This is a genomic window from Paenibacillus phocaeensis (genome assembly GCF_900021165.1).
GTDB lineage: Bacteria > Bacillota > Bacilli > Paenibacillales > Paenibacillaceae > Fontibacillus > Fontibacillus phocaensis.
In genome coordinates this window covers 132,821-151,053 of sequence record NZ_FCOQ01000013.1, presented here as the reverse complement: position 1 = coordinate 151,053, position 18,233 = coordinate 132,821, and the positions used below count along the sequence as shown (strand labels likewise).

17 protein-coding genes are annotated in these 18,233 nt (G+C 52.3%); 10 read left to right on the top strand and 7 right to left on the bottom strand.

Annotated elements, in window-relative coordinates:
* Nucleotides 1-21: 21 nt before the first annotated feature.
* Nucleotides 22-1,776: a PrpR N-terminal domain-containing protein gene (locus BN3795_RS08170; RefSeq protein WP_068784216.1), complete on the bottom strand. Its 1,755-nt coding sequence runs from the start codon at nucleotides 1,774-1,776 to the stop codon at nucleotides 22-24.
* A gap of 80 nt (nucleotides 1,777-1,856) precedes the next feature.
* The gene (locus BN3795_RS08165; protein ID WP_068784215.1) at nucleotides 1,857-3,014 is read right to left on the bottom strand and encodes an iron-containing alcohol dehydrogenase; all 1,158 of its coding nucleotides are present in this window, start codon (nucleotides 3,012-3,014) and stop codon (nucleotides 1,857-1,859) included.
* 304 nt (nucleotides 3,015-3,318) lie between these two features.
* On the opposite strand from BN3795_RS08165, the gene BN3795_RS08160 reads away from it, so the two are divergent.
* The 3 genes from BN3795_RS08160 (at nucleotide 3,319) to BN3795_RS08150 (ending at nucleotide 6,403) form a co-directional block, all read left to right on the top strand.
* The gene (locus tag BN3795_RS08160; RefSeq protein ID WP_068784325.1) at nucleotides 3,319-4,578 is read left to right on the top strand and encodes an acyltransferase family protein; all 1,260 of its coding nucleotides are present in this window, start codon (nucleotides 3,319-3,321) and stop codon (nucleotides 4,576-4,578) included.
* A 163-nt stretch (nucleotides 4,579-4,741) separates the two neighbouring features.
* Complete coding sequence (locus tag BN3795_RS08155) at nucleotides 4,742-5,263, top strand: TetR/AcrR family transcriptional regulator (RefSeq protein WP_068784214.1); 522 nt, start codon at nucleotides 4,742-4,744, stop codon at nucleotides 5,261-5,263.
* A 183-nt stretch (nucleotides 5,264-5,446) separates the two neighbouring features.
* Complete coding sequence (locus BN3795_RS08150) at nucleotides 5,447-6,403, top strand: NAD-dependent epimerase/dehydratase family protein (RefSeq protein WP_198524682.1); 957 nt, start codon at nucleotides 5,447-5,449, stop codon at nucleotides 6,401-6,403.
* Nucleotides 6,404-6,470: 67 nt separating this feature from the next.
* Here BN3795_RS08150 and BN3795_RS08145 read toward each other — a convergent pair whose 3' ends face one another.
* Nucleotides 6,471-7,823, bottom strand: a complete 1,353-nt coding sequence (locus tag BN3795_RS08145; RefSeq protein WP_068784212.1) for an MATE family efflux transporter — start codon at nucleotides 7,821-7,823, stop codon at nucleotides 6,471-6,473.
* Between the two features lie 136 nt (nucleotides 7,824-7,959).
* On the opposite strand from BN3795_RS08145, the gene BN3795_RS08140 reads away from it, so the two are divergent.
* Nucleotides 7,960-8,646, top strand: a complete 687-nt coding sequence (locus tag BN3795_RS08140) for a TetR/AcrR family transcriptional regulator (protein WP_068784211.1) — start codon at nucleotides 7,960-7,962, stop codon at nucleotides 8,644-8,646.
* A gap of 121 nt (nucleotides 8,647-8,767) precedes the next feature.
* On the opposite strand, the gene BN3795_RS08135 is transcribed toward BN3795_RS08140, so the two are convergent.
* On the bottom strand, nucleotides 8,768-9,748 hold the full coding sequence (locus BN3795_RS08135; protein ID WP_068784210.1) for a helix-turn-helix transcriptional regulator: 981 nt from the start codon (nucleotides 9,746-9,748) through the stop codon (nucleotides 8,768-8,770).
* Nucleotides 9,749-9,847: 99 nt separating this feature from the next.
* On the opposite strand from BN3795_RS08135, the gene BN3795_RS08130 reads away from it, so the two are divergent.
* Together BN3795_RS08130 and BN3795_RS08125 are read left to right on the top strand one after the other, a co-directional pair.
* Nucleotides 9,848-10,333, top strand: a complete 486-nt coding sequence (locus BN3795_RS08130; protein WP_068784209.1) for a GyrI-like domain-containing protein — start codon at nucleotides 9,848-9,850, stop codon at nucleotides 10,331-10,333.
* Nucleotides 10,334-10,357: 24 nt separating this feature from the next.
* The gene (locus BN3795_RS08125) at nucleotides 10,358-10,825 is read left to right on the top strand and encodes a phage tail protein (RefSeq protein ID WP_068784208.1); all 468 of its coding nucleotides are present in this window, start codon (nucleotides 10,358-10,360) and stop codon (nucleotides 10,823-10,825) included.
* Here BN3795_RS08125 and BN3795_RS08120 read toward each other — a convergent pair.
* Nucleotides 10,809-11,726: a helix-turn-helix transcriptional regulator gene (locus tag BN3795_RS08120; protein ID WP_068784207.1), complete on the bottom strand. Its 918-nt coding sequence runs from the start codon at nucleotides 11,724-11,726 to the stop codon at nucleotides 10,809-10,811. The two genes, BN3795_RS08125 and BN3795_RS08120, sit on opposite strands and share 17 nt — an antisense overlap.
* Nucleotides 11,727-11,824: 98 nt before the next feature.
* Here BN3795_RS08120 and BN3795_RS08115 point away from each other — a divergent pair, with 98 nt between their 5' ends.
* Complete coding sequence (locus BN3795_RS08115) at nucleotides 11,825-12,289, top strand: VOC family protein (protein WP_068784206.1); 465 nt, start codon at nucleotides 11,825-11,827, stop codon at nucleotides 12,287-12,289.
* A 108-nt stretch (nucleotides 12,290-12,397) separates the two neighbouring features.
* On the opposite strand, the gene BN3795_RS08110 is transcribed toward BN3795_RS08115, so the two are convergent.
* Complete coding sequence (locus BN3795_RS08110; RefSeq protein ID WP_068784205.1) at nucleotides 12,398-14,782, bottom strand: glycoside hydrolase family 16 protein; 2,385 nt, start codon at nucleotides 14,780-14,782, stop codon at nucleotides 12,398-12,400.
* A gap of 260 nt (nucleotides 14,783-15,042) precedes the next feature.
* Between BN3795_RS08110 and BN3795_RS08105 the strand changes: the two genes are divergently transcribed.
* Nucleotides 15,043-15,999: a sigma-70 family RNA polymerase sigma factor gene (locus BN3795_RS08105; protein WP_068784204.1), complete on the top strand. Its 957-nt coding sequence runs from the start codon at nucleotides 15,043-15,045 to the stop codon at nucleotides 15,997-15,999.
* 73 nt (nucleotides 16,000-16,072) lie between these two features.
* Nucleotides 16,073-16,498: an SRPBCC family protein gene (locus BN3795_RS08100; protein ID WP_068784203.1), complete on the top strand. Its 426-nt coding sequence runs from the start codon at nucleotides 16,073-16,075 to the stop codon at nucleotides 16,496-16,498.
* A 56-nt stretch (nucleotides 16,499-16,554) separates the two neighbouring features.
* On the opposite strand, the gene BN3795_RS25500 is transcribed toward BN3795_RS08100, so the two are convergent.
* Nucleotides 16,555-16,725 (bottom strand): MerR family transcriptional regulator, encoded by a 171-nt coding sequence (locus BN3795_RS25500; RefSeq protein ID WP_198524677.1) that lies wholly within the window; start codon nucleotides 16,723-16,725, stop codon nucleotides 16,555-16,557.
* Between the two features lie 116 nt (nucleotides 16,726-16,841).
* Here BN3795_RS25500 and BN3795_RS08095 point away from each other — a divergent pair, with 116 nt between their 5' ends.
* On the top strand, nucleotides 16,842-18,233 hold the full coding sequence (locus BN3795_RS08095) for an MATE family efflux transporter (RefSeq protein WP_068784202.1): 1,392 nt from the start codon (nucleotides 16,842-16,844) through the stop codon (nucleotides 18,231-18,233).

Sequence of the window (18,233 nt, the reverse complement as noted above, 5' to 3'; positions counted from 1 at the left end):
CTGCTCCGGAAGCAACTGCTGTTATTCTTTCTCTTTGAGTTTGCGCCAGAGGGTCGAGCGGTTGATCCCAAGCCGCTTGGCGGCCAACGATTGGTTCATGCCCTCTTGCTCCAGCACGGTCCGGATGATGTCGCGCTCGATGTCCTCCAGCGGCTGACGCAGGTTGAGCTCTTCCTTGCCGGCCACCGCGACCCACTTGCTGCGCGCTTTCCGGCTTCCTTCCTCCAGCATTTCCAGCGCCTCCCGTTCAATGAACGGCCCTTCCGCCGCCGCTACGAAGAGATCCATCACCGTGCGCAGCTCGGTAAAATTCCCTTGCCACGGATGTGCGAGAAGCGCCTCCATTACTTCTCCCCGGAGGCCGACAATCTGCTTGCCCTGCCGCTCGTTCGTCCAGATCAGGCAGGCGCGGATGCTGCGCTCCAGCCACGGCGTCTCCCGCAAGGCCGGAAGCGAGATGCTTCGATGATGAAAACTGCGCAGTAGCTTGCCGGCCAGTCTTTCCTCCGCAGCCAGCGCTTCCGGGTCCCGGTCAAACAGGAATACCGCCTTCATCTTGCGCTTCATTACGAATTCGGCCAGTTCTCTCTGTTGCTTGGCGGACAGCAATTCCGCCCCCTCTATGGCCGTGACGCGCCCGCCGCCATACAGCATCAACTCCATCATGGCCTTCAGAACCTCTTCCGACGACCGGCGGATGTTGAGATAGAGAATGCCTTCTCTGGATTCGGAGAGCGCGGCGTTGATGATGTAACGTTTGCGCCCGCTGCCCTTCTCGCCGAATACAGCTGCGGGATAAGCCGGAAAACTCGCTTCCGGCCCCCCTTCCTCCTGGTAATAGAAAAAGGGAGCTTCCGCTAGAAGGTAACTGGCCGTAAGGCCGCTGTGCTCGGGCTCTTCTTCCGCGGCGTGCAGCATATATAACCGGCGGTCTTCTTCGGCAGGCAGCCTCTGCGCCCGCAGATACAACCCCTGCTCCGGCTCATAAACGGCGATCGCTTGGTCATAATCCGCCCCTCGGCCGACATCCCTGAGCATTTCGCGCAGCCCCGGGTACAAGGGATACAGCGTATCTGCCGTCTCCGGCAGCTTCAACAGCCGCTTGAACGAAGGGTTGGCGAACTCCAGCTTGCCGCCTTGGTCCGCTGCTGCATATCCGCCTTGCAGTTTGCTCAGCATCGCCTCGTACATTTCATTTTTGGTCTTCAGCTTCTCGGCCGATTTGTAGAGCTGACCTGCCCGCGAGAACGCTTCCATTAAAGACTCTTTGCCGGAAGTGATTAACACGCCCTGCAGCCCGCTCTCCGCCGCCATTTTGACCGTGATGCTGTCCCCGATGACTACCTGGATGCCTCTAGCCTTGGCGTCTGCCAGGGCAGCGCCGACTTCCTGCTCCTGATGGATCACCGTGTAGGAGATATCCACCTCCATCAAGCTGGATACCGACATAAAACCTTCGATGACATTGGGAAACCCGATCATTTCACATTTGGCGTTGTATCCTTTGACCAGCGTCAGGATTCGCAGGATGTCGAATCCGGAGACGGGGATTTCCACAACCGGCAGATAGGAATGTTTCTGCAGCAACTTGGCCGTTCCGCCTCTGCTGATAATGACATCGTAACCTTCCGTATGAATGCGGCCGATCAGCGGCAACACCCTCGACAGATCTCCGTGCTCCACGACAATTTCAAATTCCTGCAGCTCTTGTTGCAAGCTTAACGTTAATTCGGATAAGCCCGGGTAAGGAGCAATGACGATTGTTTTAATTTTCATGGGACCCTTCATCCTTGTTTTTAGAGGTTGTTCAAAAAGTCGATTTTTGAACTTTTAGTGCCATTATAACCCAGCCTTCCTTAATGGAACAGCTTGCCGTAAACGGCCCCGATATCCTCCAACGTCATCGCCTTTGGGTTATTGCCCATCAGTCGGGTCACCTGCGAAGCCGCAACCGACAGCTCGGGAATGTCTTCGCGTGCCGCGCCAAAGAGCGTCAAATCCTGAGGAATCTCCATCTCTTGCGTCCATAGTCGGATCTGCTCAATGACCCGCTCCGCGTCGCGCTGTCTTCCCGCTCCCGATGGAAGTCCCATCGCCTCGGCAACGAGAGCCAGCCGTTCCACAATCGCATCGAAATTAAACTCCATCACATGCGGCAACAGCATAGAATTGGCCACCCCGTGGGGCACGTGGAATTTCCCGCCGATGGGATAAGCCAACGCATGCACGGCCGCCGTCCCGGCGCTGGTTAAGGCCATTCCGCCGTACATGGAACCGATCAGCATTTCCTCGCGCGCTTTGCGGTCGTCTCCGTGGTGATAGGCCTGCAGAAGGCTTGCCGAAATATTGCGGATGGATTCGAGCGCAAACATGTCGCTGAAACGGTTGGCTTTATTGGAAATGAACGATTCCAGCGCGTGGGTAAAGGCGTCCATGCCCGTTGAAGCCGTAATATCACGCGGCAAACCCAGCGTGAGCAGCGGATCCAAAATGACTAGCGCAGGCAGTAAATAACTGCTGACGACACCGATCCTCAGCTCTTCTTCCGGCAAAGTTACAATGGCGTTTGGCGTCACTTCTGAACCTGTGCCTGAGGTGGTAGGAATCAGGACCGTGGGAATGCCGGGATTTGGGATCAGATCGGTCCCCAGCATTTCCCGGACAGAGAGGTTATTGGTTTTCATCACAGCAAGCAGTTTAACGACATCCAGCACGCTGCCTCCGCCGATTCCGATGATGGCATCGCACGGAATCTCAGCGATTGCATTGTAGAGCTCCTCCAGTTGAGCAATCGTCGGTTCCGGCTTCACATCGGTATTCCAATGGACGGCGATCCCGCCGTTATTCAAGAGACGGGTCACCTCGTCCAGCGTGCCGCTGCTTTGAAGAAAGGGTTGGGATACAAGCAACACCGATTTCAAAGACCCCAGCTTCTGCAGATGTTCTGCAATCCGCTCTAAGGAGCCGCAGCCCGCGATAATACGACGAGCCGTTTGAAAGAAATACTGTTCCATTTTATCTTCTCCTCTGGATGTCTTAATACATCAGCTATCGCATTAAGTATAGCATAGTGTTGCTATATTACAACAGATTATATATTTTTCCGCTATAAAATAAAATATTGTTGCAATATGCATCATATTATCTCATAAAGTGAATTGAATCATCTCGTTTCGCTCCTGTCCAAACGTTTACTTGGAGGGGCATAAAGATCGAAGAAGAATTGAAGGATTTTCCCAAGAGATAGGGAAAGATATGAAGTACCCGCGTGGGCAATCCGTTCGGGGAGTCCAAGATGGAAATGAGGAATTTGAGTTGATGTCACAGATTGGGTTAGACAGTACCCGATTCACAGGGGCGGATGGCGTTCGAGCGATCGCTTGCTTGTCCGTCATTCTTCATCATTTGTCCCAACGTCTAGCGATGCCCGCGCAAGAGAAATGGCTTCAAGAAGTACAATCGGTTGCCCTGCTCGGGAACAGCGGGGTCAGCTTGTTTTTCGTGTTAAGTGGATTTCTGCTGTCGTTCCCTTTTTGGAGCGCTTATTTGGAGAACGCGACGTATCCGAGTATTCGAACGTATGCCAAGCGCCGCGCTGCAAGAATCATGCCCGGCTACTATGTTTCGTTCCTGGTATGTCTGATCCTCGTCTGGAGTCTGAGCATTCCTACGGAGTTCTTATGGCGGCGCATTCTCACAGGGTTCACATTCACGGGAGGCTTCCACTACACCACGTTCTTCCCGTCCGACTTGAACGGACCGCTCTGGTCGGTCAGCTTCGAGGTGTTTAGCTACGTGCTTATGCCTTTGTTAATGGCACTGCTATTCCTGCTCGGCAAGAGGCGTTCGTTCGGGAAGGCCATGTTGTTCTGGGCAGCCGCATTCGGAGTGGTGTTCATCGCCAACTCCTTCGTCCATCGGTGGTTTACGCCAAGCGAGATCGGTCGGGGTTGGGACTTTGGCCAAATTGGCGGGGCAAAATTCTGGATGCCGAATTACAATCCGATCGGATTCTTCGGCCACTTTACTCTCGGAATTCTAGCTGCGGGCGTGATGGTCCGAATCCGATTGGCGGGCGACGCGACCGAGCGGTGGCGTAAACGCGGATTGTTTGACATCGTCGGGGCAGCCGCGTTAGTGCTTGCCGGCTTGTTGTTCTGGCGTCTGCGGCATGCCGGCGAATTTGATTTCAGCCTCCAGCAGCAGCCGTATTTCTTCCCGACGTTTGCCCTATTGTTCGGCATCGTGCTGTTCTCTGCACCGTTCAGTCTGAGAGTAGGCAGTTGGCTGGATAATCGATTCTTCCGGTTCACCGCCAAGATTTCGTTTGGCCTGTACATCTGGCATTATTTATTCATTACGTTGATCGAAAAATACGGCATTCCGGACTACCGCTATTTCGGAATCGAGAGCGTGGGCCGATGGCTTACCATCAGCGGCTGCGTTGTCCTCGTCTCGTTTGCAGCGGCAACGGTTTCTTATTATGTTATTGAGCAGCCGTTCATCCATTGGTCGAAGGGCAAGCCATTCTTCCGGCGCAAGCGGACGGAACCGAGCGAGGTCAATGCCGCATCATAATTGAAGTCAGAAGGTCTCCGCCCCATAAATATCGCCGTCCATCCCCCCAACTCGGGGTGGACGGCGAAAGGCCCATTCCTCCGTGCTTGCAATTTCCTGAGGGGACGGTATATACTCTTTAATTATTGATCAATCACTTTTAACGGATGGGGGGAGGCAAAGGATGGCTAAATCCGAAGCAACGTCGGTTAATCGCAAATCGGAGATTATCTCTGCGGCGATTGAAGTGTTCGCGGAAGTCGGATATTACCGTGCTACGACGGCGCAGGTGGCGGAACGGGCGAAAATTTCCCAGCCGTACGTATTCCGTTTCTTCGCGACGAAGGAAAAACTATTATTGGCCGCGCTGGAGGTATCTTGGTCCCGGATTATCGAATCGTTCCGAAAATTGGTGGAGACGACTTCGCCCGAAGTGTTGGAGGCCAAGCTGATTCAGGAGTACGAGAACATTCAGGAGAAGTACCGGAACGAGATGCTCTTGCAGATGCAGGCGCAGACCATTCAGGAGGAAGCGATCCGGGAGACGATGCGGAGCGGTTTTAAGCAGGTCCGCGAAATGGTGCTGACGGCCTTCCGTGAAGCAGGTATGGATAAGCCCGAAGAGCGGACGATGCTGTTCCTTGCGCGCGGAATGCTGTGCAATGTAGCCGTCGCGATCGATTTGCCCGAATTGTTGCAGAGATGAGGAAGTAAAAAATTTAAATAATAGTTATTGACCAATCAATAACATATTGATATATTGAATTCATTAGTTAGTAATTGATCAATCACAAACTTTTAATCCGGAGTGTTGGATGATGTCCCTGGCTTAGGAATCGAAGTTAGTAATCAATCAATTACAATGTAAAGGAGCGAGGATGAAATGACGATGACAAAGGCGATGGTGATTGGAGCAACCGGCGGAACGGGCGCGGCGATTACGGAAGAGCTGGTGAGACGAGGAATCGATACGATTGCCTTCGGGCGTTCACAACAGAAACTGGAGCAGTTCGCAGATCGGCTGGGCAACCCTGCGCATTTGACACTTGCCGTAGGGGACGCGATAAAACCCGATGATCTAGCATCTCAAGCAGGTGGTTCGGATGTATGGTTTCATTGCGCGAACGTTCCTTACCATGAGATGGAGAGCAAGTTGCTTCCACTTGGCGAGTCGGTGATGGAAGCGGCCGAGCGCATGGCTGTCCGAGTCGTTGCGATTGACGGCATTTACCCTTACGGCCGAAGACAGACCGACCCGGTGACCGAGGAGCATCCCAAGCGGCCGCATACGCGAAAAGGCAAAATCCGTTTGGAATATGAACGAATGTTGTTCAGCAAGCGATGGGAGCGGGTCAAGGTTCTGATCGCCCGGCTGCCCGATTATTACGGACCTACGGCCAACGAAGCTTCTTATTTGGGTTCGACTTTGGAAGCCATTGCGGCCGGCAAAACGGCGTTTTTCATCGGAAACATGCGTACCCCCCGGGAGTTCGTTTATCTGCCGGACGCGGCGGCTATGGTTGTTGAGCTGGCCGGCAGAGATTTCGCCTACGACCAGAATTGGAATATCCCGGGGGCCGGGTTGATCTCCGGACGGGAGATCGTGCGGATTGCACAATCCGCGAGCGGCAGCGTCAAACCGGTGATTCCGTTGAAGAAGCTGGGCTTGTCTCTGCTCGGAATCGGCTTGCCCGTCATGAAGGAAGTCGTGGAGATGCTGTATTTGACCGAAGAACCATTGACGCTAAGCCAAGACAAGTATGAACGTTCCATCGGCCCGATCGTGGCAACGCCGTTCCGGGAGGGAATCGCCTCCACGATTCAAGCGCTGCAGACGAGAAAATAAACGGCAGTCCCGGGCAGGATCGGGAAGCAGCCCTTATCCTGCCTGCCCTGCGTGCGATCCGATTTGTCTACTGAACCAACCCCTCCAAATCCGGCTGCAATTTGTTCCGCAGCACATACAGCATGATGGCTCCTACTAGGAACGCGGCGGCATCTGCAATAACCAGCGACCAGACTACCCCGTGGAAGCCGTTCAGGCGATTGGCGAAATAGAGCACGGGAATCAGCGTGACCCCTTGAATGATCGACATGATAAAGGCGGCGGTTCCTTGCGCAGTTGCCTGAAAGATCCCCGTAAACAACGTGCTCAATCCGCTGATGAACAAGGATAAGAACGTGACATGCAGAATGTAGCTGCCCATTTCGATCAGGATCGGGTCATTCGTGAATAGGCCGATGAGATGGTCGGAAACCAGATAGACGGCGACACCGAACAGGACGGCCAGCGCCAGAATCGTTTGGATCGTAAATCCGATCGTTTGCTTCATTCTTAAGCGATTCGCGGTAAACGTAAAGGCAATCAACGGCACGACTCCCTCGCATAACCCCATCAGAATAAACTCCGGAAACTGCAATAAACGCGATGAAATTCCGTAGGCCGCTACGGCTTGATCCCCATATTCAACCAGATAGTGGTTGAAGATCAGCGACATAGCCCCCAAGAAGACGCTCATAACAAAGACGGGAATTCCGATTTTGAATACATTGCTGAGGATGTCCCTGTTTACTCTGAACCATCTGATGGAGAGGGTCAGGAATTGGCTTCTCACTCCGATATGGTAGGCATAGAACAAACTTGCGACCAGGTTAGAAATAACCGTAGCCGAAGCCACACCGATGATCCCCCCGTGGAAAACAAAAATCACCAGCGCATCCAGAGCAATATTGACGACAACACTCAGCATCATCCCGATCATCGATGTGACCGCGGCCCCCTCCGAGCGTACGATATTCTCCAGCGTGAAGAATAAGATCACAAAAGGGGAGCCTAGAATCATCATCAGGACATAATCCTTCGTGAAGCCGAAGGAGTCGGGCGTTGCCCCCAGTCCGTGGACAATAAAATCCATAAACGGGAGTCCTGCGGCAATGACGATCAGACCCAGAACCAAACTGCTGTAGAAAGCGAAGGATGACACCTGCTTGATCTCCTCCGCTTTCTTCTCTCCCAACAAACGGGAGATGAAGGTACCGCTGCCAATCCCAATCAAGTTGCCTAGCGACATGATGACTGCAAATAAAGGCAAAGTTAGGGCAAGTGCCGTCAACATTGAGGTATTTCCCAAGGTCCCGAGGAAGTAGGCGTTCAAAATGGAGTAAATGACACTTAATGACGTCCCTAACATCATCGGAACAGCAAAGTGGGCTACGGCTTTCGTGATTGGTGCCTTTTCAAAGTAATGGAGTTGCTCTGCATCCATGTGGGTCACCACTTTCTTTGGTTTTTCGGTTCTATCTAACACCGTTAGTTTGAACCTTACAGTGTTAGATGATATCATGGTTTTAGATGATCTGTAAAGCATAAACTTACACTGTTAGATAAAAGGGCGGATAACGATGAAAAAGCAGAAGCAGCAACCTCAAGTTTCGGAGGATAAGATCTTGGAGGCTTCATGGGGGCTTCTGGGGGATGAGGGGATTGAGAAATTCAGCTTGAGGCGCTTGGCCGACCGACTGGGGATTCAAGCTCCTTCACTGTACTGGTATTTCAAGAGCAAGCAAGATCTCTACCAGCGTCTGGCCAACCAGGTATCGAAAATCATTTTGGAGGAGTTTCATTCCGAGGGAGACTGGAAGGAACAACTGACGGAGCTTGCGGTAACGGTACGGAGTGTTCTGAGCCGGTATCCGTGCTCCACGCAGCTGTTGATGATGACGCTGCCCCATGAACCGGACATTATCCGGCTTAATAACCGGATGCTGCTCTGCGTGGAATCGACGCCGCTGGAGCAAGAGCAGAAGTTGCAAGTGATTACGACGCTGGTGAACTATATCTACAACTTCGTCCTGGACGCTTATCAGCATGAACGCAATGTCTTGGCTACCCTTCAACATCAGGGTGAACTTCCGAGGGAGGAGATGCTTCAGCTTCTGGACTCCTTGAGCGAAGAGGAAGCGGGGCTGTTCCGGAGGATGTTCACCAGCCAACTGTTTGAGCTTATGGGGTCAGACCGGGCGTTTGAGTTCGGGTTGAAGGTCATTCTGCTCGGGGTTGAGCAAGTGATGAAGGAGCAGGAGAAGTAGAGCGGGAGGTTGCCCCGACGAACTTAAGGGTGAGGCAAAGGGGAGACCCGGAGCCCCTGTTCAAGCCGAATGCCAGTAGAAGAGGCCGTCCTGCCGGGGCGGCCTTCATCTCTTCCTCGCATCATCGTTCACCGCGCCCCGGCTTCAGCATCTCTTTTCCTCTCTGGCGCAATCCTTCCATAACTTCGTCCGGCACTTTTCTAAATTTCAGATCTTCACCCAAGAACAGCAGCCAATGGATCGTCTCTGTCATTTCCTCAGACGGATCCACAGGGACAACCATCCTCAGCAGGGCCGTGGTTTGATAAGGGTCCGTGTAGGAAATGAATGCTTTTAAGGGATGATATTTCTTGTATTGGGCAATGGCCCGGGGGCCCAGCTCAAGAATGAGGTTAGGTTCCTCCTCCTGCTTGCTGAGGTGCTCGAGAATTTTCCTCCGACTCCATCTTTTCTTGGGGGCGTAAGGTTCGATCTGAGTGAGCTGATCGACCGCAAACAGCTTCTTCTTCTCCTCCTGTAAGTCGAAGACCTCCATGAGCCAGAGGCTCTTCTCATGATACAGTTGCAAGAGATAAATCGGATAAGACCTGATTTCTTTCTCCTCTTCCAGGGTAATCCATAAGTAGCTGTCGTGGAGCAGGTGTTGGATCAGCTTCTCCAGCATCGGATGAGGGAGGTCCGAGAGCTCCAGCAGGTCGGGATTATGCGGGTTGGTGCCTTCAAACAGAAGAATTTCATCCAGGAGCAGGAGGTCGTCCTGCTGGTTCTTGGAGATGAGTCCCAGCAGCTTCTCTGCTAAGGATTGCCGGCTCTTGAGATAAGGAAGCTGAGCATTTCGAGTGGCCATGAAGGCGATGAACAGGGCTTTGACTTCCGTATCGGTAAAACGCACGACGGGCAGAATCGAATTATGCATCACGGAATAACCGCCATCCCTCCCCACTTCGGCGACCAGCGGCATGCCCAAGGCTTCAATCTCCCGAATATCCCGGATCGTCGTTGAACGGGAGATGTTGAATTCCCGCATGAGTTCGGTGATCGTGAAATGAGACCGGTTGTTGATATACCGCATGATGGTGTTAATGCGTTCAACTTTTTTCATGAGGGCTCCTAAACAGGTTCATTTTTTGACATGGTTTATGGTTATGATAAACCTATCAAGAACAGAAAACAAATTTGAAAAGAAAGAAGGAATGGACACATGGCAAATTATATTTTGGAAGAGAAGGACAGTTTCACCGTATTTGGACTTGGCACGGAGTTGAAAAGCAACTACACGGACTACGCCGGAATCAACAAGGAGAAATCGGAATTTTGGCAAACCGTCAGCGAGGATGGCCGACTTGATCAGTTGAAGGCGATCGCCGAAAACGACTATGTATTTGCGGTAAATGAAGCGGTAAACAACAAGATGATGTATTACGCCGGCGTGTTAAGCCAGGAAGCGCTGCCGGCCGCGGAGGGATCCCGGGTGATCCAGTTCCCGAAAGGGGAATACTTGATTGTAAAAGGGGAAGGAACGACGCCCGACGAACTAAGCAATCAGTTGGCCGGAATCGCCTTTGGTCAAGTGTTGCCGGAAGCCAATCATGTCGCCTATGTTGGAGGACCCAATGCCACGGTATTGATGGAGCAGGAGAACGGCCGCGTCGTAGGCGAAATGTGGATTCCCGTTGTGCGAAAATAAAAGAGCAGTAGAGGAGGGGCAAGCATGTCCTATATCGTTGATTTCAAAAATGTATCCACCGTCGGCCTGGAATCCTCTCCTGTAGCGGAGGCGCTCGCCGGGCTGCGTGCCAATGAAGCGCGGTATTTTATGAACAAATACAAACATGTATTTACGGTTGAACCGGCCGGCGAAAGCCAGGAAACCCTGGACTATGTGAACCGGATCCTGAAGGAAGAACGCGGAATTGAGTTTGCCGCCAAACCGTTAGAAACATCGATGTTCCAGGTGGAGAACATCCGGTGGGCCTTCGTCTTCTACGAGGATGGACTGGGGGTCAACGTCCTGTACACCTTGGATGATCCCAAGAAGCGTGCCGTGGGGTTCAAGCTGTCCGAAGGGATGGAGGTACCCAAAGAGCTGGAGGAGAAGAAGTTTAAGTTTGCACGGCAGAAGTCCAAATTGGCCGGGACGATCCGGGGTTCGTTCTTCGTGATCAAAGGCGAGTATTAATCTCCACCATCTGAATCAAATAATTTCTGAATGCTTCCACATAAGACTGTGGCTCTATCACTTTTAAAAGGGTCCCGAATCCGGCAAGAAACTGAAATCCGATTTCGCTTTGAGGAACCTGGATGGTCGCTAATTCACGGTCGGAGCTGTAGGGTTCGATGCTCTTGCGGCCGTACCTTTCAATGAAATGATCCTTGATGCTAGGGGAAATCAACACTTTAACCGTGATAAGTTGCGGTTGATAACCGGCATCCTGATCTTGATCCATAAGATCATCTCTGGGGATATAGGAGCTTTCTTCCCGATGAAGTTGATCGATCCTGGACAATTTGAAGGTTCGATATCCTTGACGTTGCAGACAGAACCCCTTCAAATACCAGCTCGATTCACTAAAATGAAGCTGGTAGGGTTCGACGAGCCGCTTCGATCTCATGCCATTCTTATCGATATAATCAAAAGCGATGAGATTTCTGTTCGAGATGGACTCCTGACAGATCTTCAAGGTTTGAGCTATTTCGGACCTTCCCTCCCAATCATAGAATGACAGTTGGAGGGAGGGATTCGGAGACAGGGGGCTAACCATGGCTTCGATTTTTTTCATGGTCATTTCCACTTCTTCGCTGATGAAGATTTGTTCCAATCCCCCGAGCGCGGTTAATATATTTTCCAAGTCGGAACTGCTTAATAGGCGCTTGTCCACCTTGTATTCTTCCATAATGCCGTAACCGCCGTTAACGCCCCGCACCGAATAGATGGGAATATGGGATAAACTCAAGGTTTCCATATCACGCAGGATCGTTCGTTTGGACACGTTGAACCATTGTGCAAATTCTTTGGTGGACACCACCTCTTTTTTTAGCAAAATCATGATGATGGATATCAATCGCTCTATCTTTTCCATCTTGACCCCTTTTTTTGTGCTTTATTTTAAGAGGTGACAGATAGCTGTCACCTTTTATAGATTATACTTCATTTATCAACTGAAGGGGGTAGAATTTCATGCCAGCGATTGTCTATTTAAACTTCGATGGAGTGGCGGAACAAGCGATTGAATTTTATGCGGAGGCTTTGGGAGCAACCGAGGTGAAGAAGGTGAAATTTCGGGATATTCCACAAGACCCCCATTATCCGATGCCGGAAAATGAACTGAATATGATCATGGAGTCTTCCCTGCAATTCGCAGGCGGGAAGATCATGATGTCGGACATCCTGCCTTCCATGAAGGCGTCGACAGGCGAGCTGATCACGGGAAACAACGTGCTGATTAGCTTGATTAATGACGACAAACCCACGCTGGAAACTTACTTTCATCGTTTATCGGACGGTGGCCAGGTCATCATGCCGTTATCTCAATATCCTTGGTCCTCGTGTTTTGGTCTCCTGGTAGATCGATTCGGGGTTTCCTGGAAGTTTAACGGCGATGCGGATCAGTTTCTAGATCGCGTTATTTCCAGCCGATCTTAAACCTTGATCCGTCAGGGGGTAAAGGGGCTGTCCCTCAGCTATCTAGGATAGCTTGGGGGACAGCCCCTTAATTTTGATGTATAGCAGTTGACCCGCCTCGCCGATGGTTTACTCCGGTGTTCCTTGCGTCACCCCGTGAATATAAGTTTGCCAGGGGGTGTCCAGCGCCCCTTGCCCAGGGTTATAAGTGAAGAAATACTCGACATTATCCCCTTGGTTCAGGTCGTTGACCGCATAGGTATAGTTGCCGTTCCCCGCCGGGGTCATGGCCACATTCAGTTGAACGCCATTGTTGATCTTATAGTGCAAATCGGCAAAGGTGGCACCGTTGACATAAAAGAGCAGGTTGTCGCCGGTCTTCTTCAACCCTTTCACTTGATCGCCGATCACAATCGTAGTCGGCGTGCCCGGGTTTCCTGGATTCTGACCGCCTCCGCCTCCGCTGCCGTCATCCTTATAGACACGCACATAGTCGACCTGCATCGTTGCCGGGATATCGCCGGGTCCCGGGGCGATGCCGCCGTCGAAGTTCCCGCCGATCGCCAGGTTCATGATGAGATAGAACGCCTGGTCGAAAGGAGCGTTCGGATTGTTCGGCGCTGCGTTGGAATACCATTGATCCCGAGTCGCTTTGAAGAAGAATTTACCGTCTACATACCACTTGATGTTATCCTCTTCCCATACAACGGAATAGACATGGAAGTCATTCGCGATCGTTTGTCCGGACGGGAAATGGTATTCGCCCGAGAGATGCGTATTGGCCGGCCATTGCCCGCCGAAATGGATCGCGCCGGATGTCATGCCGGGCAGACGCCCGCGGGCCTCCATGACGTCGATTTCGCCGGAAGCTGCCCAGGTGCCGTAGGTTGTATCTTGCGGCAGCATCCAGAGGGCCGGCCAGATGCCGTTGCCCGTAGGCAGCTTCGCCCGGAAGTCAACTCGGCCGTATTTGAGCGAGAAGTGATCCTTGGTGTTGATCTTCCCGGAGGAGTACTGCGCATAACGGTTGGGATCCTGCGGGAAGGATTTGGGATCGTTCAGGGCTCGGATATTCAATTTCCCGTCCTGGACGAAGATGTTTTGCGGACTGTTCGTGTAATGCTGCAGCTCCGCATTGCCCCAACCCCAGGTGCCCGGATCGTTATTAAGGTAATACCCCTGTTCGTAATTCCATTTGCTTGTATCCAGTTGGGGCCCGACAAATTCATCCTGCCAGATGAGCGTCATGCCCGCAATGGTCGGATCGTTTGGCGTGCTAAGCGGAATATCCCCGTAGCTGGTTTCGTCCGGCCGCGGTGCATTCGGATTGCCAATAAACGTGTACGTAACGAAGTTATTGCCGACGTTACCGCCTTTTTGCCCGTTCAGGGGATATCCGATACGGATTTGCATATCTTGCTGAATCGGCTGGAACCACAGCCCATAGATGTAATCGACCCAATACCCCCACTGATTGGCGCTGGACAGGTTATTGTAACCGTTCGCGGAGTAGGTGAACCCGCTTTGGCCGGAATCCGCTAAATCCACCCATTGCCCGTTAAGGTTGATCTGGTAGACGAAATTCCCCAGCTCGGAGGCAATCGGAGCAACTCCGTCGATTTTAGGCAGAGGCACGCCGATCGCACCGCTTTCATTCGCGGTAAACGTAGTTCCCTCATAAGGGGTGAGAACGTACGAGTTTCTGACGGGCTCATTAAAAATGATCGTATATACGACGTTCACCCGTGAGGTCTTCGATTCCAATTTGACGTTGATCGATTCCGTGACGTTAAACCAGTAGCCGCCTCCTCCATCGGTGAATTGTCCGAAGTTCTGGTCATAAATCCAGCCGCTGGCCGCATTATTATCGATATCGATCCAGGTGCTGCCGTTCACCGGCTTGACGTAGACCTTCAAGTCGTCGGCTACTGCCGCGTACGGAATCGCCGAGTTGTTGTTAAAGACAGGATAGGTGAAGCCAGCCCCGCCTGTCGGCCCCGCCGTGATGACCGGACCTTGCGTTGGCGTCATCGCCGTAATCGTTGTTTTGTTGATGTTCTGAAAAACAAGCTTGTATTCGAGCGTTACCCCATTTGCCTTGGAATACAGCTGAACGTCGGTTGTTGCGGAAAGGGTGAACCAATAACCGTTGAATCCGCTGTCACTCCAGTGACCCCAGTTCTGGTTGTAGACAAAGCTGCCGACACTGTCGATATCGACCCAGTTTCCATTCACCTTCACCTTGACGCCGAGGTCCTGCACAACCTCGCTCCAGGTGGCGGAGCCGCCATTAAAGATCGGCATCACAAATCCGTAACTAGCCTGTCCGACTCCCGATTTGGTGATGACCGGCCCGTCCGCCGCCGAGAAGTAGGCCATCGAGGTAATCGTTGTCCCGGCCGCCTGCGCCTTCGGCGCTGGCAACAGGCTGAGGCCAGCCGCCATCATGACCGCCAGAAACAAGCTGAATACCTTTTGAACCCGCCGCTTGTCCATCAAGTAAGATCGCTTCATGAATACCCTCCCTTATTCCATGTGTTTCTCCCAACCTATGCACGCGTAGGAAAATCTTTACATAGGAGAACGCTTTCATTTTACCAATTCCGGCATTTCATGGATAGGTTTCAGATTTCGGGTGGGGTGCTCCTTTTTTTGGGAGGCAAGCAGATAGTGCAAATTTAAAATATTTCCCTGAAGAACAAGCTCTTCCGACAGGGATTCGGTGCGGGGAAAAGAATTATATAGTAGAATCTACCTGGCTAAAGGAGGCTTATATGAACGGGATCCCCCTGGACCTGCAGATATTGGAGAAAATGAAGCCGGAGCTTACCGCGTTCTGTTACCGGATGCTCGGATCTATCGATGACGCGGACGATGCGGTTCAAGAAATTTACATCCGCGTTTGGCAGAGCTGGAGTTCGTTCCGGCAGGACGCCTCCCCTAAGACGTGGATTTACCGGATCGCTTCTAATTTGTGCCTGGATAAGCTGAGACAGGCGAAGCGGCGGGTGCTTCCCGTCGATTTGTCTGATCCGGCGAGGTCTATCATTGAACCCCGCGAGACGTTGCCGGACTCCGCTTGGATCTGGCTGGCTCCCGACTTCGGAGAGAATCCGGAGGATGCGCTCATTCGCAAGGATACGCTGCAGCTCTGCTTCATCGCACTCCTGCAGACCTTGCCTCCCCGCCAGCGAGCCGTATTGATTTTAAAGGATGTCTTCGACTGGTCCTCCAAGCAAATTGCGGAGACGCTGGGAATGTCGCCGGCCGCGGTGAACAGTGCCTTGCAGCGCGCAAGGGAGACGATGAGTCGAACCGAGCTCCGTTCCGACGAACTCAGCCGAATGGAGGCCGAGCCGGATCAAGAGCTCTTGTCACGGTATGTGGACGCCTTCGAGCAATTTGATATCGATAAACTGGTTGCTTTATTCCACGAAGAGGGCTGCATGTCGATGCCGCCATTCCCAATGTGGGTTCGCGGCAGGGAAGATTTGTCGAAGTTCTTCTCGCTTACACGCCCGCATTGCGAGGGCTCCCGGTTCGTGCCGGTCAAGGTTAACGGCGGATATCCGGCGTTGGCGCAGTATATGCAAAGCCCTGAAGGCCCCCATCTTATTCCTTGGGGGATTCATGTCCTCGAAACGAAGGGGAATCATATCCTTCACGTCCAAAATTTCATTAACCCCAGATTATTTTCCCGTTTGGGGTTGCCGGAGCATTTGAACCAATGAATTTCGAATTTGGGTTACGTCTATAGGGATGTAAAGTAAATAACAATCTTATTGAAAGAGGTGCCTTAAAGAAATGGAAGCCAACCAACCCACGAAAGTAACGGTTCAGACCGTAATTCAAGCTCCGATCGACAAAGTCTGGAGGTATTGGACGGAGCCGGAGCATATTACGCAATGGAATCAAGCCTCTGACGATTGGCATGCGCCAAGAGCGGAGAACGATCTGCGGGCCGGCGGCGCGTTCTCGACCCGAATGGAAGCGAAGGACGGCAGCATGGGGTTTGATTTCGGCGGCGTCTACGATGAAGTGAACACGCATGAACTTATCGCCTACACCCTGGGAGACGGAAGAAAGGTGGAGATCACCTTCGCCGCCCAAGGTCCGGAGACGAAGGTCGTTGAAACGTTCGATGCCGAGATTACGCATCCGGTGGAGTTTCAGCAAGCCGGCTGGCAAGCGATTCTGGACAATTTCAAGAAGTACGTGGAAGAATCCTGAGATACGAAAGGTACGAAGCAGGCGCCCAAGCGGGCGTCTGCTTTCTTTAGGGAAGCTTATCGAACTTGTTCTCCTGCGCCTCGATGATAGCGAGCTTGTAGTTGAGCTTCTCCAAGATTTTGATGAGGTGGGTCCGTAAGAATCTCTTTGCGCTGTTGTAAAGTTTCCTCTCCACGCAGATAAAGCTCTGTATAATGCTTGATTTCCTCCAAGGATAAGCCATCCATATTGATCTCCCGGAAGTAGGGTTGCTTAAAACAGAATTTCCCCATAGACGGATCCGTGAACGGGAGCTACACTAGGGAAGGCGACAAAGAAATCACCTAGTAGGAGCTTGTTAATTGTGACCTTAAATGAACGTATTCCTTCATGGAAGAAGCTGAGTCTTTTTGCTGTAACCTGGCCGATCTTGATCGATTCCGTCCTGCGGATGATGCTCGGCACGGTGGACGTGTTTATGCTGAGCCGCATCTCTGATACCGCAACCGGAGCGGTGGGCTTAGCCAATGAAATCATCTATTTCTGCATCTTGATGTTCGGGTTTGTCGGGATCGGGACCAGCGTAGCGGTATCCCAGTATCTCGGTGCGGGACGGGAGAAAGAGGCGAGCCGGGTCTCGGCGCTGGCGATTACGATGAACCTTATTTTCGGGATTCTCGTCAGCGTTATCCTGTTTAGCTTCGGGGAGCCGCTCCTGCGGCTGCTGAACCTGAATCAAGAGCAGATGGGCATCGCCAGTCATTATCTGAAGATCATCGGCGGGTTTATGTGGATTGAGGCGTTGTCTTACGCAGTCTCGTCCGTGATCCGTTCAAGCGGGAATACCCAGAGCGTGATGTATGTGACCTTGGGGGTGAACCTCCTCCATGTCACCGGGAATTATTTGCTGATCTTCGGCAACCTGGGCTTTCCGGAAATGGGCGTTACCGGTGCGGCCATCTCGACCGTAGTTAGCCGGTTTGTCGGCATTCTCGTTCTGTTCTTCATTCTGTACCGCCGAGTTCCGGCGCCGATTCGCGGGAAGGATTATGTGACCTGGAACAGGACTTATGCGAAGCAGATTCTAAGCGTGGGATTGCCTGCGGCGGGAGAGCATCTCGCCTGGCAGTCGCAGTACCTCATGGTCATCGGTTTTGTGAACATGATTGGAATCACCGCGTTAAATACGCATGTTTATGTGATGAACATCTCGAACTACTTTATGGCGTTGGCTGCATCGATCGGGGCGGGGACAGAGATTATCGTCGGCCAAATGGTTGGCGCGGGAGAGATGAAGGCCGCTTACAAGCGATTGATGAAGAGCGTGCGGATCAGCTTCTTGTTAACGTTGGCCATCGTTGGTGCGGCTTCGATTTTCCGCCACGATCTGATCGGCTTGTTCACGGAAGATCCTGGGATCATTGCGACCGGAGCGAGCATCTTCCTGTTGTCTATCGTGCTTGAGCCCGGCCGGACCTTTAATATGGTCATCATTAATTCGCTGCGCGCTGCCGGGGATGCGCGGTTCCCCGTCTTAATGGGCGTATGCTCGATGTGGGGCGTCTCGGTTCCGCTGGCATACCTGCTTGGCGTTCATCTGGGCATTGGCTTGTTTGGCATTTGGATTGCGTTTGCCGTGGATGAATGGCTTCGCGGGCTCATCATGCTGCTTCGCTGGAGAAGCCGGGCTTGGGAGAAGAAAGCGCTCGTGAAGCCGATTTCTGCGACGGAAAGCGGGCTTGGCGCATCTGCTTAA